At 63.0% G+C, this 14,553-nt stretch carries 16 protein-coding genes and 1 pseudogene; 6 read left to right on the forward strand and 11 right to left on the reverse strand.

Annotated elements, in window-relative coordinates; all coding sequences use genetic code 11:
- The first annotated feature begins 81 nt into the window (after window positions 1-81).
- From MKZ91_RS31080 to MKZ91_RS31095, 4 genes are all read left to right on the forward strand, one after another.
- Window positions 82-714, forward strand: coding sequence for a VOC family protein (locus MKZ91_RS31080; RefSeq protein WP_336174892.1), 633 nt, complete (start codon window positions 82-84; stop codon window positions 712-714).
- A 76-nt stretch (window positions 715-790) separates the two neighbouring features.
- On the forward strand, window positions 791-1,732 hold the full coding sequence (locus MKZ91_RS31085) for a GlxA family transcriptional regulator (RefSeq protein WP_336174865.1): 942 nt from the start codon (window positions 791-793) through the stop codon (window positions 1,730-1,732).
- A 164-nt stretch (window positions 1,733-1,896) separates the two neighbouring features.
- Window positions 1,897-2,949, forward strand: coding sequence for an alpha/beta fold hydrolase (locus MKZ91_RS31090; RefSeq protein WP_336174866.1), 1,053 nt, complete (start codon window positions 1,897-1,899; stop codon window positions 2,947-2,949).
- Between the two features lie 358 nt (window positions 2,950-3,307).
- On the forward strand, window positions 3,308-3,724 hold the full coding sequence (locus MKZ91_RS31095; protein WP_336174868.1) for an organic hydroperoxide resistance protein: 417 nt from the start codon (window positions 3,308-3,310) through the stop codon (window positions 3,722-3,724).
- A 155-nt stretch (window positions 3,725-3,879) separates the two neighbouring features.
- Here the strand turns inward: MKZ91_RS31095 and MKZ91_RS31100 are convergent, their stop codons facing one another.
- The 6 genes from MKZ91_RS31100 to MKZ91_RS31125 form a co-directional block, all read right to left on the reverse strand.
- Window positions 3,880-5,214 (reverse strand): sensor histidine kinase, encoded by a 1,335-nt coding sequence (locus MKZ91_RS31100; protein WP_336174869.1) that lies wholly within the window; start codon window positions 5,212-5,214, stop codon window positions 3,880-3,882.
- A complete protein-coding gene (locus MKZ91_RS31105) occupies window positions 5,211-5,951 on the reverse strand; it encodes a response regulator (protein ID WP_336174872.1) in 741 nt (246 codons plus the stop codon). The genes MKZ91_RS31100 and MKZ91_RS31105 overlap by 4 nt, the downstream gene beginning before the upstream one ends.
- Window positions 5,952-6,249: 298 nt before the next feature.
- Window positions 6,250-6,489, reverse strand: a complete 240-nt coding sequence (locus tag MKZ91_RS31110) for a tautomerase family protein (RefSeq protein ID WP_336174873.1) — start codon at window positions 6,487-6,489, stop codon at window positions 6,250-6,252.
- Between the two features lie 125 nt (window positions 6,490-6,614).
- Complete coding sequence (locus tag MKZ91_RS31115) at window positions 6,615-7,328, reverse strand: SDR family NAD(P)-dependent oxidoreductase (RefSeq protein ID WP_336174874.1); 714 nt, start codon at window positions 7,326-7,328, stop codon at window positions 6,615-6,617.
- Between the two features lie 142 nt (window positions 7,329-7,470).
- Complete coding sequence (locus MKZ91_RS31120; protein ID WP_336174875.1) at window positions 7,471-8,403, reverse strand: LysR family transcriptional regulator; 933 nt, start codon at window positions 8,401-8,403, stop codon at window positions 7,471-7,473.
- Between the two features lie 162 nt (window positions 8,404-8,565).
- The gene (locus MKZ91_RS31125) at window positions 8,566-9,594 is read right to left on the reverse strand and encodes an NAD(P)H-dependent flavin oxidoreductase (protein ID WP_336174879.1); all 1,029 of its coding nucleotides are present in this window, start codon (window positions 9,592-9,594) and stop codon (window positions 8,566-8,568) included.
- A gap of 242 nt (window positions 9,595-9,836) precedes the next feature.
- Here MKZ91_RS31125 and MKZ91_RS31130 point away from each other — a divergent pair, with 242 nt between their 5' ends.
- Window positions 9,837-10,031, forward strand: coding sequence for a hypothetical protein (locus MKZ91_RS31130; RefSeq protein ID WP_336174880.1), 195 nt, complete (start codon window positions 9,837-9,839; stop codon window positions 10,029-10,031).
- Between the two features lie 16 nt (window positions 10,032-10,047).
- On the opposite strand, the gene chrA is transcribed toward MKZ91_RS31130, so the two are convergent.
- From chrA to MKZ91_RS31150, 4 genes are all read right to left on the reverse strand, one after another.
- A complete protein-coding gene (gene chrA, locus MKZ91_RS31135) occupies window positions 10,048-11,454 on the reverse strand; it encodes a chromate efflux transporter (RefSeq protein WP_336174883.1) in 1,407 nt (468 codons plus the stop codon).
- Window position 11,455: 1 nt separating this feature from the next.
- Window positions 11,456-12,277 carry a sulfurtransferase/chromate resistance protein gene (locus MKZ91_RS31140; protein ID WP_336174885.1) on the reverse strand — a complete coding sequence of 274 codons (822 nt, stop codon included), beginning with the start codon at window positions 12,275-12,277 and terminating at the stop codon, window positions 11,456-11,458.
- Window positions 12,278-12,571: 294 nt separating this feature from the next.
- Complete coding sequence (locus tag MKZ91_RS31145) at window positions 12,572-13,330, reverse strand: alpha/beta hydrolase (RefSeq protein ID WP_336174887.1); 759 nt, start codon at window positions 13,328-13,330, stop codon at window positions 12,572-12,574.
- Window positions 13,331-13,548: 218 nt separating this feature from the next.
- Window positions 13,549-13,815, reverse strand: a complete 267-nt coding sequence (locus MKZ91_RS31150) for a hypothetical protein (protein ID WP_336174890.1) — start codon at window positions 13,813-13,815, stop codon at window positions 13,549-13,551.
- Window positions 13,816-13,983: 168 nt separating this feature from the next.
- Here MKZ91_RS31150 and MKZ91_RS31155 point away from each other — a divergent pair, with 168 nt between their 5' ends.
- Entirely contained in the window at window positions 13,984-14,313 is a 330-nt protein-coding gene (locus MKZ91_RS31155) for a YciI family protein (protein WP_336174891.1), read from the forward strand.
- A gap of 45 nt (window positions 14,314-14,358) precedes the next feature.
- Here MKZ91_RS31155 and MKZ91_RS31160 read toward each other — a convergent pair.
- Window positions 14,359-14,553 (reverse strand): annotated as a pseudogene (locus MKZ91_RS31160) (hypothetical protein); the annotation flags it as partial.

Here is a 14,553-nt window from a genome sequence, read left to right on the forward strand (position 1 = left end):
CCGGTCAGAACAAAACCGAACCCAAGGAAAGCCGCCAACTCAAGGCGTTCTGCCCCTTGCGTTCTTTCATTGGAGAAGATCATGACAGTTGCAGGCAACAGCGCTGCTGCCATAGACCTTAAGTTCGAGGTCGCGCTCATTCCTGTCGCCGATGTGGACCGGGCCAGGCGATTCTACAGCGACCTCGGTTGGCGGCTCGACGCGGACTTTCCGGTCGGCGACACTTTTCGTGTGGTGCAGTTCACTCCGCCCGGTTCGCCAGCGTCCATCCACTTCGGCACGGGGCTGACCTCGGCGGCGCCCGGCTCTGCAAGTGGTCTTTATCTCGTTGTCTCCGACATCGAGGCCGCGCGCGCTCAGCTCATTGAACGCGGCGCCAAGGTGAGCGAGGTTTTCCACCGGGAAGGCCCGGGAAAGCCGGCGATCAACGGGCGCGATCCTGCGCGTCGCAGCTATCGCTCCTACGCGACATTCAGCGATCCCGACGGCAATGGCTGGTTGCTTCAGGAGGTCACCGAACGGCTTCCCGGCCGTGTGGATGGCGATACGACGGCCTTCGCTTCTGTGCCTGACCTGGCGGCGGCGCTGCGCCGAGCGGCCGCTGCACATGGCGAGCACGAGAAGCGCAATGGCGGCCAGCACGATCACAATTGGCCGGATTGGTATGCGGCGTACATGGTCGCGGAGCATGCGGGAAAACCGCTTCCCGAATGAGCCTTTGCTGCCACGGCGACGTTTCTCCCATGGCGCAAATGTTATATATACGGCCATTCGAGACAACGGGTGTGATATGCACAAGATCGGCTATGTCGTCTTTCCAGGCTTTCAGCTCATGGGGTTTGCGGCAGTCACCGCGTTCGAGATCGCCAATCTCACGCTCGAGCAGCAGGCCTACGACATAGCCTTGCTCTCGGAGGCCGGAGGCGAGGTCAAATCGTCTGCCGGCTTCGGCGTGGTAACCAAGGCCTTCGACGAAACCGAATACGATACGGTCATGTTTGGCGCCGGGACTGAGATCGAGCCGGTGACCCCGGGGCTGGTCAGTTTTGCGCGCCACGCTTTGCAAGCGTCGCGCCGCGTGGCTGCCCCCTGTACCGGCGCCTTCATCCTTGCCGAATCCGGGTTGCTGGATGGGCGCCGGGCGACAACACACTGGGCCTTTGCCCGCCAGCTTCGCGACCGCTTTCCGCATGTGAAGGTCGAGGAAGACCGCATCTTCATCGTCGACGGCAGCGTGTGGACGTCCGCGGGCATGACGGCCGGCATCGACCTTGCTCTCGCCATGGTCGAGAAGGATCACGGCGAGGAGATTGCCCGTTCGGTGGCGCGCAAGCTCGTGGTCTATCATCGGCGCGCCGGGGGGCAGTCGCAATTCTCGGCCTTGCTTGAGCTGGATCCAAAGTCGGACCGGATCCAGCGATCGGTCAATTATGCCCGGGCCAACCTGCGCAATGTGCTATCGGTGGATGAACTGGCAGATGCCGCCGGCCTGAGTCCGCGCCAGTTCAGCCGGGCCTTCCGCGCCGAGACCGGTCAGTCACCGGCCAAGGCGGTGGAAAATCTGCGCGTCGAGGCGGCACGGTTGATGATGGAGCAGGGACGTCACTCCATGGACGTGATCGCTGAAGAGACGGGCTTTTCCGACAGCGATCGCATGCGCCGCGCTTTCCTGCGCACGCTCGGTCAGCCACCCCAGACCATCCGGCGCAATGCGCGCGAAGGCGTGATCTGACCCGGCGGCAGTCCGGTGCCATCCAACAACCGCGCGAATTGTATCACGATGTATCCGCGGTCCACCTTCTTACGTGTGCTTTCAACTTGCCATGTTGGGCACATGGCCGGGATACATCACTACCCCATTGCTGGCACCAGTTCATATCGTAGGAAGGAAGATCAATGTCGGACCAGATCAATCACCCGCGGCGGCGGTTCCTCGGAAAGGTCGCCCTCGCACTGGCTGCCGCTCCGCTGGTTTCGACAGGTGCTGCTGTCGCCCAATCGGGGAACGACGAAGCGCCACGCCTGCCGAAGGTTACTCCGGGCACCAACACATCTTTTCCGGCGATCAAGCAGGTTGATGCGGGTGCCCTGAACGTTGGCTATGCCGAACTCGGCGCGAGCGACGCACCGGTGGTCATCCTGCTGCATGGTTGGCCCTATGACATTCACACCTATGTCGATGTCGCCCCCTTGCTGGCGACAGCCGGCTACCGGGTGATCGTCCCCTATCTGCGTGGTTACGGCACGACCCGGTTCCTGTCCGCCGATACGCCCCGCAACGGTCAGCAGGCGGTGATCGCAACCGATATCATTGCCTTGATGGACGCGCTCAAGATCGAGAAAGCCGTCATCGGCGGTTGCGACTGGGGTGCGCGGACGGCGAACATCATCGCGGCGCTCTGGCCTGAGCGTTGCAAGGCCCTGGTCTCCGTCAGCGGTTACCTGATCGGCAGCCGCGAAGTGAACAAGAAGCCCTTGCCACCGCAAGCCGAGCTTTCCTGGTGGTACCAGTTCTATTTTGCCACCGAGCGCGGACGCGCCGGTTACGAACAGAACCGCAAGGAATTTGCCAAGTTGATCTGGAAGCTTGCGTCGCCCAAGTGGAATTTCGACGACACCACCTTCGATCGGAGCGCTGCGGCGCTCGACAACCCCGACCACGTCGACATCTCCATTCACAACTACCGCTGGCGGCTGAGCCTCGCCGAGGGGGAGGCGGCCTACGACGATCTGGAGCAGCGGCTTGCCCAGTTCCCAACGATCGGGGTGCCGACCATCACGCTGGAAGGCGACGCCAACGGTGCTCCGCATCCGGATCCGGCCGCTTACGCCAAGAGGTTTACAGGCAAGTACGAACATCGCCTGATCACGGGCGGCATCGGGCACAATCTGCCGCAGGAGGCGCCACTGGCCTTCGCCGAGGCCATCCTGGACGTGGACCGGCTCTAGCCACTTTCCCTACGCCGGAATATCGGCGGCGCGGGACCGGAAATCACGGTCCCGCGCTTTCTTGCATTGCGCGATGTCGCAGTGGCCCGGTGTAAGCCCGGAAGGCGAGACCCGGCGCATTGGGGAAGGTGCCTGATGGTGCGACGGCGCGCAGGCCAGGCCGCCCGCAACGGGGCAACAACGCCCCTTACGCGGGCCTTCGTATCAGTTTGTATCGGCGCACCGTTCTTCGGGGAGATTCCTACATTTCCGGGCGATCACGAAACATCCGATACACGTGCGAAGCGCCAAGTGTGTCTCGACAGTCGGACAGGGCAATCGGGCCCGACATCAACAATCTGTCGAAAGGAAGATCGTCATGAGTGAAGCTGAGAAGGTACTCTACACAGGCAGAACCCACACGACCGGCGGCCGCGAGGGCGCGTCCCGGAGCAATGATGGACAACTGGACATCAAGCTTTCCTCGCCCGGCAGCTCCCGGCCAGGGACGAACCCGGAGCAGCTTTTTGCTGCCGGTTGGTCGGCATGTTTCATCGGAGCCATCGGTCTTGCTGCCGGCCAGCAGAAGGTTGCGCTTCCGGCCGACGTCGCCGTCGACGCCGAAGTCGATCTGCGCAACCGCGACGGCGGCTACTTCCTGCAGGCGCGGCTGAACGTCAGCCTGCCGGGGCTTGATGCCGATGTCGCACGCCAACTGGTCGATGCAGCCCATCAGACCTGCCCTTATTCCAAGGCAACCCGTGGAAACATCGACGTGACCATCAATCTCGTCTGACACCGACACGCCCGCACAGGGCACAAACGATCGCAGCGGCGGCCATCTAGGCCGCCGCTTTTCGTTTGGGCTCTTCTGTTTGGGGTTGGCCAGGCAGCTCTGCCACTCGTCTCGCAGCCGGCATCAACCATGGCCTGCGGCTGCAACTTTGCCCTTCAAGCCTGCGGCAGGCGAATGACAAGTTCGACTTCGAGCCCGCCGCCATCGCGGTTGCGAAGCGTCAACGCGCCGCTGATCGAGGCTGCCAGTTCCTGGGCGATCGCCAGGCCGAGGCCTGTTCCGCCGGTGTCGCGGTTCCGGGAGTTCTCGAGCCGGAAGAACGGCTTCAGCACCGCGTTCAACTGATCTTCAGGAATGCCCGGACCGCGATCGAGCACCTTGATGGTCACCCTGTCTTCGGCGGGCCGCCGGACTTCGATCATGGCGCTGCCGCCGAATTTCAGAGCGTTGTCTACGAGGTTGGTCAGGATGCGGCGCAGCGCCTGCGGGCGCGTCATGATCGAACCGCCATCGATTTCCTCTGCGGTGACCGCCTTGCCGGTGTCCTGGTAATCGTAGACGAGGCTTTCGACAAAGGACGCGAGATCGATGCGCGTGGCCTTCTCGACATTGCCGTGGGCGCTGCGCGCATAGGCAACGCCTTCCTTCACCAGGCTCTCGATCTGCGCCAGATCCTGAATGAGTTTCTCCCGATCAGCGAAATCTTCTGCCATCTCGGCGCGCAGTTTCATGCGGGTGATCGGTGTCTGCAGATCATGCGATATCGCGGCAAGGATCTGCACGCGCTCTTCCAGATACTGTGCGATCCGGTCGCGCATGGCGTTGAAGGCCGTAGCGGCATAGGCGACTTCGCGCGGACCGCTCTCGCTCAGTCGCGGCGTGTTGCGGTTGGGATCGAGCGTATCGGCGGCCGCGGCAAGGTTGACCAGCGGCCGAACGGCCTGGCGTACCGCAAACCAGCTGCACAAAATAAGGAGCATTAGCTGCGCCACCAGGACGAAGGGCAGCCAATCGGCCAATGGCATGACGCCTTGAGGGTTCACGTCGATGGTCAAGGGTGAGCCATCGCTCAAGGTCAGATGTCCCTGAAGGTGACGGCGGGGGCCCGGGATATCGACGACCGTGACCGGATATTGCAGGCCGATCGCACGCTCGATCTTGGAGGCAATTTCGGCGGCGGTCGCATCAAGCGTCGGATTTCCCGGAAGGCCCGGGCCGAGAACGAGATTATAGTTGCCGCGGTCCAAACGGTCGAGCCATTCGGGACGTTCGGCGGCCGGCAGGCGGTCGAGAATGGCGATCGATGTGGCGATGTCGTTTTCGAGCGTGTTGAACATGACCGATTTGGCCGACGTGTAGCGTTCGAAGAACAGCACGGTGAATGACATCACATGCGCGATCGCCAGGCCGGCGAGCAAAATAACAAAGAGCCGCGCCCTGAGGGTGCGCGGCCAAAGTCGGATGCTCCAGCGTTCCGTGTCTGCCGTCATTCGCGGGCCTCGACGATTTCGATCGGCACTGAAAAGACATAGCCTTCGCTGCGCACGGTCTTGATGTAGATCGGCTCACGGGCATCGTCGCCAAGCCGCTGCCGCACCCGGCTGACGAGCAGATCGATCGACCGATCAAACAGCTCGGCTTCGCGCCCCTGCGTCAAATTGAGAAGCTGATCACGGTTGAGCACGCGTTGGGGGTGGTCGATGAAGACCCGAAGCAGCCGGTACTCGGCGCCGCTCAGCGCAATCACCGTGCCGTCAGCGTCGATGAGATGTCGTGCCGTCGTGTCGAGCTTCCAGCTGCCGAAGCGCAGCAGCTGTCCGGCCTCCGAGACTTGCAGATTGGGCGGCAACATGCGCGCGCGCCTGAGCACCGCCTTGATGCGGGCCAGCAGTTCCCGTGCCGAAAACGGCTTCGACAGATAGTCGTCCGCGCCCATTTCGAGGCCAAGGATGCGGTCCATTTCGTCCGAGCGTGCCGTCAGCATGATGATCGGGATCGTCTTGTGCCTACCGGCACGCAGTTCGCGGCTGAGTACCAGCCCGTCGTCGCCCGGCATCATCACATCGAGGACGATGAGATCGACGGTGTTTCCCTCGAGAAAGGCGCGCATCTGCCGCCCATCGGCAACGGTGGTGGTGCGCAAGCCATTTTTCTTGAGGTAGCTCGAAACGAGCTCCCGGATCTCTCGATCGTCGTCCACGATCAGTACATGGTCGATGTGTTCCATCGATGGGCTCCTTCGATCCCGCCCGGCGCCAGCAAGTTGACCGATGGTCATTCGGCCGGTGGCCGGGACCTGCTGCTGGCACCATTGGCGCTGCGGATGTGTCCTCGGTATGTTTTCCTCATCCAGACTTGCATGGGAGTGTATTGCAAGCAGGGGCGGATACATTTCGACACAATTTCTCGAGGGCCGGTGGCGGTACGTTCAAGGTTCGCGGCGGCTTGGCCGTACCCGAAGACCGCAAAAACCCGCCGCTTATGGGAGAGCGGCGGGGTTACATGAAACGGATCGGCGGGCAGCGTCAGCCTTTTGCCTGCGCCGCGCGTTGGGCACGATATTGTACGGTTGGCAGGCCGCCCCAGCCCCAGTTGTCGAGATCGACCTCTTCAATGACCACATAGGTCGATTCCAGCGGCTTGTTGAGCACATCGAGCAACACCTGGCTGACGCCCTTGATGATCTCAGCCTTTTCTTCGGCCGTGACCGCATTGCGGCCGGGCGCGCTTCCTTCACGGGTGACCTGAACTGTTACGATCGGCATGATCGTCTCCTTTTCAAAGTTGGACTCCTCGCAGCACCGTGGGGTGCCTGATTGATCGGCAATTACTGTGCCATCAGCAGGAGCGGCCGGCGCTACCGCCACCGGCCGTCCGCTCGTGATCGCGCCTACCAGCGCCCGGCGTTCTGGCCACCGTCGACATGGAGGATCTCGCCCGTCACGAAACCGGCGCCTTCCAGGTAGAGAACGGCGTCGACGATATCGCGGATTTCGCCCATCCGGCCGACCGGGTGCAGTGTGGAGAGCGCCTCATGCGTTTCCGGCGGGTGCATCGGGGTCTTGATGATGCCCGGAGAGACGGCGTTGACGCGCACGCCACTCTTTGCGAACTCGATGGCGAGCGACTGAGTTACCGAGTTCAGGCCACCCTTGGTCAGCGATGCGAGTGCGGCCGGCACACCGGCGATCGGCTGGTTGACGAGGCTGGTGGTGATGCTGACGATGTGGCCGGAGCCCTGCTTCAGCATTTCGGCGGCGGCACGCTGGGTGATGTGGAAAAAGCCAGCGACGTTCACGCCGAAGTTCACGTCGTAGTCTTCCTGGGTGAATTCGGTGAACGGCCTGGCGGTGAAGACACCAGCATTGTTGACCAGGGTGTCGATGCGGCCGAACCGTTCCAGTCCCTTTCGGACCACCCGCTCGGCGGTCTGCGGATTGCTGATATCGCCGGCGATGCTGAGGATGCCGGCGTCTGCGCTCTCCTGAATGCTGCGAGAGGTGGCGATGACGCGGTAGTTGCGATCGCGATAAGCGCGAACCAGGGCGGCGCCGATACCCTGTGATGCACCGGTGATGATGGCGACCTTCTGCTCATTGCTCATGGACGTGATCCTTCTTCGATTGCAACGGGCGTTTGTTTGGCCCGTCCTTCGCCCTCGGCGTTGGTGCAATCAGAATTAGATCCAATCGAACTTCGAGAGAATTGGCGCGGCTAGGCAGTCAATCCGCCGAAAATCGGCATAATCAGGCGAGGGTGCCCGCTTCTGCGGCCATGCGTGCGAACTCGGTGCGCAGCCGGGGAACGGCGAAATCGGCAAAGGCGCGTACCTTTGGCACCGTCATGCGCCCCTGAGGTGCAAGAATATGGACCGGCATCGGCGGATACTCGGCATCAGGCAAGACGATCTTCAGGCGCCCGTCTCTCACGTAACTCGCGACGTGATAGGAATAGAGCCGGGTGAGGCCGGTTCCAGCGGCAGCGGAATCGACGGCGGCGCGTACGCTGTTGACGATGCATCGCGGGGTGAATTGCACCGTGCGCGGTATCAGGGAACCTTCGGCCGGCGGGAAAGTCCAGGACTCGAGGCCGAAATTCGTGAAGGCGACGATCTGGTGCTTGGCAAGATCGGCCGGCTCGTCAATGCGCGGATGGTTGGCGATGTAGCGGGGGGAAGCGACCACCACGCGCCTGACGTCGCCGCCGATGCGTGTCGAGATGAGCGAGGAGTCGGCCAGGTGGCCGATACGAAGCGCGATATCAACGCCTTCGTCCACAAGGTTCACGAAGCGGTCGAGCAGCAGCAGCCTTGCCGAAACCGCCGGATACTGATTGAGGAAATCGTCGAGGATCGGGCGCAGGACCTCTTCGCCGACGATCGGCGGAGACGATAACGTCAGTGTCCCGCGCGGGGCGGCCCGTTCTCCGCCGGCGAGCATGTCGGCCTCTTCCAGATCGACCAGAACCCGCCGGCAGGCCGCGGCATACCGCTGGCCCGCCTCGCTGAGTTTGAGCGAACGGGTCGTGCGGTGCAAGAGTTCAACCCCGACATGCGCTTCGAGCAGGTTGAGCGCGCGGCTGACCGCTGTCGGCGACCGCTTGAGCCGGCGGGCAGCACCGGCCAGGCTGCCTTCATCGACGGCAGTGACGAAGACTTTCATTGCGTCAATACGATCCATTATGCCGATCTTCGTTATGGTGGCAGCGCATCTGAAAGCATTCACCCGCCTGGCGGCAGAAGTAAAGGCCTCTTCCAAGCCGAAAACTTCGGCATCTGAGAAGCGCCGGCACCGTGGACGGTGAAGTCTCTTCGGGCGGCGGCCCCGAATGGAGCACGGCGCCTAATCGGCAAAGAGGCTTTCGATCAGCGCCGAGGTCGAACCCTGCCAAAGATCGCCTTTGCCGGTTCCTGCCCACAGCGACAGGAATTCCGAAGTCCCCTTGGCTGCCGCAGCCGCCCTGAGGTCGCGGGTAAACTTGTTCTGTGCCGGAAAGGGCATCACCGCATCCGCGTCCATTTCTCGCATGAACCGGTTCTCCATGCCGCGCGCAAAACGGCCGGAAAATGCTCGCGTCGTGCGTGTCCGCCGCTCAGGCCCCTGGAGCGCGGCCCGATAGGGCTCCGAAGTTCCGGCTTCGCTCGTGGCCAGGAAGGCGGTGCCCATCTGCACCGCCGCAGCGCCCCTAGCCAGCGTCGCTCGGATATCGGCCGCCGTCATGATGCCGCCGGCCGCAATCAGCGGCACCCTTGCCTTGCCAAGGCATTGCGCCATGAGCTCGTTGAGCGGGATTTCACTGTCTTCAGCTGCGGGATCGAAGATGCCGCGATGCCCGCCGGCTTCGAAACCCTGGAGGGTGATTGCGTCGACGCCGCTGTCTTCCAGAGCCTTTGCTTCCTCCGGTGTCGTTGCTGTTCCGATAATCAACATTCCAGCCTTGTGCGCCGCCTGCATGTAGCGCGGTGCAAGCAGGCCGAAGACGAAGCTGAGGACGGCCGGTTTCGCCTTCAGCACAGCCTCGAACTGTTGATCGAAGTCCTCTTCATAGGGGGAGGCAAACTGCGGCAAAGGCAGATCGAGTTCGGCACGGTACTTGGCAGTCGCCGCGATCGCCCGATCGACCATCGTGGCCTCGATCTGCGGCTGCGGTTGCTGGATGAAGAGGTTGATGGCGAAAGGCCGGTCGGTGCGCGCGCGAACCTTCTCAACGAAGTCCGCGATCGCCACAGGGGTCGCATAGGCCGCGCCGATCGAGCCGATTGCGCCGGCCGCGGACGACGCCGCGACCAGTTCCGGCGACGATGGGCCGCCCGCCATCGGCGCGACGATCAAGGGGTGCTTCAAGCCAAGTTTCGCCAGAGGGTCCTGCATGTCCTGTCCTCGCTGTATGTTCTCTCGAGCCCGGGTTCGGCAAAGGGCGAACGGGGATGGGCAATAAAGGAGACCCCGATCGAACGAAGGTCAATCATCGATTGTCGCCGGACACAGGCAGTTGCCTTGAAGCCGCCGTGGCGCTTTGACAGAATGCGGGTAGCGAAGGCGGGCGGAGTGGTTGATCCGGCCGCCACCCGCACGACGCTCTGGATCAGGCAACCGGGTACGAGGAGGGACGGATGACGGAAGAAAAGGGCCAGCCAGATCCGGCGCCGGATCTTGTTGCACACTATCGTCCGGTCCAGTTGAAGGCCGTTCTGGCTGCCTGTGCGGTGAAGTACCGGCTCCCCGAGCCCCCCTCTCGAGAGGAATGGTCCTACGGTACGCCGTTGCCCGAAGGGTTTCACTTGCCACAATCGGTGCATGACGACTGAGAGGTCCTGATCGCCGCTAGGCGGCGATCAGTGTCCAGGCAACGCCTGCCAGAGCGCAGGCAAGAAGCGTTGCGATGACCGACGCGTGAAAGCGGAAGATCGCGATCGCGGCGGCCAGCGTCAGCAGGAACGATGGCCAGACCAGCGATGCAAGCACCGGCACGTCGAGCACGATCGGCCCGAGCCGCCAGATCGCCACCTCGGCAAACAACGTGTGCAGGCCGAACCAGACTGCGAGATTGAGGATGACGCCAACGACGGCCGCGGTGATCGCCGACATGGCGCCGCTCAGCGCGACATTGTTCCGCAGTCTTTCGATGAACGGCGCGCCGAGGAAGATCCAGAGGAAGCAGGGGACGAAGGTCACCCACGTCGTCAGCATCGCGCCCAATGTCGCCGCCGTCATCGCATTGAGCCCCCCCGGGTCGCGATAGGCACCCATGAAGCCGACGAACTGCACCACCATGATCAGCGGCCCGGGCGTCGTCTCCGCCATGCCGAGGCCGTCGAGCATCTCGCCGGGTTTCAGCCAGCCATAGTGCTGCACAGCTTCCTGCGCGACATAGGCAAGCACAGCATAGGCGCCACCGAAGGTGACGACGGCCATCTGGCTGAAGAACAGGCCGATCTGGCTGAAGACATTGTCCGGCCCGAGGAGCGCGACGAGCAACATGAGTGGCACAAGCCACAGGGCGAGCAAGACGCCGGAGATCCTGAGCGACCAGGAAAGGTTGGGGCGGGCGTGGGCGGGAACGTCCTCGCCGAGTGCCGAATCTTCGTCCTTGAGCACCGGTCCGCCAGCGCTCTTGTGGCCGCCGCCGATGCGGAAGAATGGCGAACCGGAGCGGGCGCCGACATAGCCGAGAACGCCGGCCGAAAGGATGATCAGCGGGAACGGGATCCGGAAAAAGAAGATCGCGACGAATGCCGCCGCCGAGATCCCGATCATCACCTTGTTCTTGAGCGCCCGGCCGCCGATGCGAAAGACGGCCTGGACGACCACTGCGAGGACGGCGGCCTTCAGGCCGAAGAAGAGGCCTTCGACGACGGTGACGTTGCCAAAGGCGGCGTAGACGAAGCTCAAGCCCAGGATCGCCAGAAATCCCGGCAGCACGAAGAGGATGCCGGCGACGAGGCCGCCGGCGGTACGATGCAGAAGCCAGCCAATGTAGATGGCCAGTTGCTGAGCCTCAGGCCCAGGCAGCAACATGCAGTAGTTCAGCGCATGCAGGAAGCGGTGCTCGCCGATCCAGCGCTTCTCGTCGACGAGGATGCGATGCATGAGGGCGATCTGCCCGGCGGGCCCGCCGAAGCTGAGAGCCGCAATGCGCGCCCATACCCGGACGGCTTCACCAAACGGAATGCCGTGGCTCTCCCGTTGCCGCGCCGCAGCCGGCGCAGCTTTCTCCGCAATATGGGTCATCTCAGGCGTCCTTTTTCGGCGAGGGCCAGTTGTGCGTCTCGTTGGTAGCATCCCGGCACCAGCGGTAGAAGGCGTCGTAGAGCAGCATGCCCGCTTCGAGCTGCTCGAGGTCGTCGGCATACATGCGCGAGAGCCCGAGCGAGGCGGCAAGCAGGCCGGACGCTTCGGGAGCTAGGTCGAGACGCGCGGTGTCGGCGGCACGCACGATGGTTGCCAGCCGCAGCAACGGCGCGGTTGCCAGGCCGAACTCTTCGACCATGACGTCGAAGGTGCAGCGCTCGCCGCGATGGCTCCAGCGAACCGGGGCGTCGATGTCGAAGGGCGTTGCGCCGAAGCGGTCGCCAACCATCTCGACCTCCGCGGGTGTCACGAAAAGAAAGACCGACTTCGGATCGATGAAGCGACGGATCAGCCAAGGGCAGGCAATGCGATCGATTTTCGGACGGGCGCGCGTGACCCAGACGGTGTGGCCGCCGGCGTCGCGGTCCGGTATCGCGGATGCCGGAACAGCCGGATGGTCGGCGTTCGCCCAGGCTTCGAAACCGCCCTCAAGCACGTCGGCGGCGATGCCACCATTGCGAAGCCAGGCGGCAACGCCGTGGCTCAGTTTCTTGCCCTGCTGGCAGATGATGACGGCCGACGCCTTGTCGACCGTGTGCGCCCAATCCTGCACCTTGCGATAGTCGCGGCGTTCGGACGCCGGTACGAAACGCGGATCAGCATCGAAGTCCTCGTCAACCCTGACGTCGATCAGTGCAGGGCAGTTCGGTGTGCCGATCAGGCGGGCAAGCTTTTCAGGAGATATTTCGAGAAATGACGACATGACGCGTCCTCCGGATGAGCGGTTGAATGGACGCGATGCTTCGGCTGGCGCCTCATGGGGTGATCGCACCCCCATGCGCGAAGTTTGCCGCCGTTGACGCGGCGCTGTCAAGCCGCGGGTCGGCTGTGATTTTGCGGTCAATGCGGAGGCACGTCGTGTAGAGGTGTGATCCGGGCAATGCTACTGGCGGAATGTTACAGCTCTTTGGTGGCGCGGACGGTCAGACTGCCTCGGCAACAAGACGACCTGAGTGCGGTAGGACGCACTCAGGTCGCGGAGGGCGGCGCGTTCGGGCTAGTTGCCGGCCCCCTTGGCTGCGGTCTCGATGACGTTCGCGACCTTTTCCGCTTGCGATGCAAAGACCGCGTGGCTTGCCTTGATCTCCGTGACCTTACTGCCGGCGCGCCTGGCCATGCTTCTTTCAAGGTCCGGATTGATGGCGCGGTCGTCGCTTGCGACGATCGCCCAGCTCTTTTTCGTCCGCCAGGCAGGATCTCCAGCCTTGGTGGTCAGCGCCTCCTTGGCGGCGAAGACCTGCGACTTCGCGATGAAGGCAACCTCGTCCTGAGGGAGGTCTGCAGCAAAGTCGGCGGCGAAGGACTTCGGGTCGAGATAGAGATATTTGCCGTCGGCCGTTTCCTTGATGCTCATGGCGGCCGGGGGCTTCGAACCGGCAAGCGTTGCCAGGTTCTCGCCCTTGTCGGGCTGAAATGCCGCAACGTAAACGAGACCTTCGACATTGCGGTGGTGGCCCGCTTCCGTGATGACCATGCCGCCATAGCTGTGGCCGACGAGGAGTGTCGGCCCGTCCTGCAGGTCCAGCACGCGGTTCGTCGCCTCGATGTCGGCGGCAAGCGACGTCAGCGGCTCCTGAACCACGGTCACGTTGAAGCCGCGACGCTCCAGGATGTCGCTGGCCTGGCGCCATCCGGAGCCGTCAGCAAAAGCGCCGTGAACGATGACGATGTTCTTGATGTCGGCCGCCTGTGCCGGGAACGCGATCACGCTGGTGGCAAAGGCAAGGGCGAGGGTAGATAGGATTCGGCGGCGCATGCGATCGTTCCTTCATGATGTCGTCAGGTAACGATCGCAATGTCGGCCGCTGCAGTATCCCGGATATGTCGGATCCGGCCCGGAAATGTAGTTTTATGTACCGCGAACAGGGGCATGATTGCCGCTCGCGCGGCTGGTAGCGGGGAGGTCGCAGCCCTGAGTCCTTGCCCGCCGGGCAATCAGAACGAAGGCGTCTGACGCCCTACACCATTGACCCCTTACTGTTCGACCATCACGATGATCGACTCCGGCACCACCCCGTCAGAGGCCATGGCTTCGGCTGCCGCTGGGCTCTGTAGCGCCTTCGTCAGCGCATTCATATCGGGAACATCCATAAGTATGGCCACCCGGGTCTGGTCACCGGGATCGACGAAGGTTCTGATATCGGTGATGCCGAGTGCGCCAAAGAACTCTTTGCGCTTCGGCGACTTCAGCCAATGATCGGCACCCTTGGTGATTTTGTGATGGGCGATAATGGTCGGCATCATTCCCTCCCTATGTGAGGCGGACGCAACTTTCCTGGCCCGTCCGCGTTCACGTAGCGAACCGACCGGCGACGGGACTGTCAATTAGCCCGTCAGAGCTAGCATATAGCCGTCGGTACGCCCGCCGACTGCGCACCTATTGGTGCCTGGAGGACTGGAGGAGCGGCGATGCCGAAATTCGTGACGATCGGATATGGCGACCGGGCCGGCTATGACGGCACTCCGGCGGCCGTTCGCAATGCCGCCCATGCGCATGACGCCGAGCTTCGTGCTCAGGGCGCTCTGATGGGGATTGCCGGCGCACCCGTGCAGGTGCGCAACCCGAATGCCGCCAAGCTCGAGACAGCGAACGGACCCTTCATGGCGTCGGCGCTGCCGGTGGCCGGTTTCGCCGTGATCGAGGCTGCAGACCTTGCCGAAGCCATCAGCATGGTCTCTCAGACACCGTGTGTCGTTGGGCAAGGGGTGGTCGAGGTCTGGCCGCTCGAAATCCACTGATTGCCCGGCGGACGACCTTGCGACCACTGTCGTTGCCCAGGTCCGTTAAGACGCCTGCGCTATGAGCTGTGGTTCCTGATCGGCGACAGTCCGGTCTTCAACCACGTCCTTCGGTGCGGCTGCGGTGACCGGCTTCTGTCCCTCCCTGAACAGCTTCCACTTTGTCGGTCGGAAGGCGATGCGGCTGTGGTCGCCGGCGGCGGCGCGCTCGGGAGAGAGCTCGATCTCGACATGGGGATG

It is taken from the genome of Ensifer sp. MJa1 (assembly GCF_037026475.1).
Classification (GTDB): Bacteria; Pseudomonadota; Alphaproteobacteria; order Rhizobiales; family Rhizobiaceae; genus Ensifer.

Bases quoted from the DNA above. Each gene is read 5' to 3' on its own strand.
- MKZ91_RS31080 (WP_336174892.1), top strand. From the start codon at position 82: ATGACAGTTGCAGGCAACAGCGCTGCTGCCATAGACCTTAAGTTCGAG.
- MKZ91_RS31085 (WP_336174865.1), top strand. From the start codon at position 791: ATGCACAAGATCGGCTATGTCGTCTTTCCAGGCTTTCAGCTCATGGGG.
- MKZ91_RS31090 (WP_336174866.1), top strand. From the start codon at position 1,897: ATGTCGGACCAGATCAATCACCCGCGGCGGCGGTTCCTCGGAAAGGTC.
- MKZ91_RS31095 (WP_336174868.1), top strand. From the start codon at position 3,308: ATGAGTGAAGCTGAGAAGGTACTCTACACAGGCAGAACCCACACGACC.
- MKZ91_RS31100 (WP_336174869.1), bottom strand. From the start codon at position 5,214: ATGACGGCAGACACGGAACGCTGGAGCATCCGACTTTGGCCGCGCACC.
- MKZ91_RS31105 (WP_336174872.1), bottom strand. From the start codon at position 5,951: ATGGAACACATCGACCATGTACTGATCGTGGACGACGATCGAGAGATC.
- MKZ91_RS31110 (WP_336174873.1), bottom strand. From the start codon at position 6,489: ATGCCGATCGTAACAGTTCAGGTCACCCGTGAAGGAAGCGCGCCCGGC.
- MKZ91_RS31115 (WP_336174874.1), bottom strand. From the start codon at position 7,328: ATGAGCAATGAGCAGAAGGTCGCCATCATCACCGGTGCATCACAGGGT.
- MKZ91_RS31120 (WP_336174875.1), bottom strand. From the start codon at position 8,403: ATGGATCGTATTGACGCAATGAAAGTCTTCGTCACTGCCGTCGATGAA.
- MKZ91_RS31125 (WP_336174879.1), bottom strand. From the start codon at position 9,594: ATGCAGGACCCTCTGGCGAAACTTGGCTTGAAGCACCCCTTGATCGTC.
- MKZ91_RS31130 (WP_336174880.1), top strand. From the start codon at position 9,837: ATGACGGAAGAAAAGGGCCAGCCAGATCCGGCGCCGGATCTTGTTGCA.
- chrA (WP_336174883.1), bottom strand. From the start codon at position 11,454: ATGACCCATATTGCGGAGAAAGCTGCGCCGGCTGCGGCGCGGCAACGG.
- MKZ91_RS31140 (WP_336174885.1), bottom strand. From the start codon at position 12,277: ATGTCGTCATTTCTCGAAATATCTCCTGAAAAGCTTGCCCGCCTGATC.
- MKZ91_RS31145 (WP_336174887.1), bottom strand. From the start codon at position 13,330: ATGCGCCGCCGAATCCTATCTACCCTCGCCCTTGCCTTTGCCACCAGC.
- MKZ91_RS31150 (WP_336174890.1), bottom strand. From the start codon at position 13,815: ATGCCGACCATTATCGCCCATCACAAAATCACCAAGGGTGCCGATCAT.
- MKZ91_RS31155 (WP_336174891.1), top strand. From the start codon at position 13,984: ATGCCGAAATTCGTGACGATCGGATATGGCGACCGGGCCGGCTATGAC.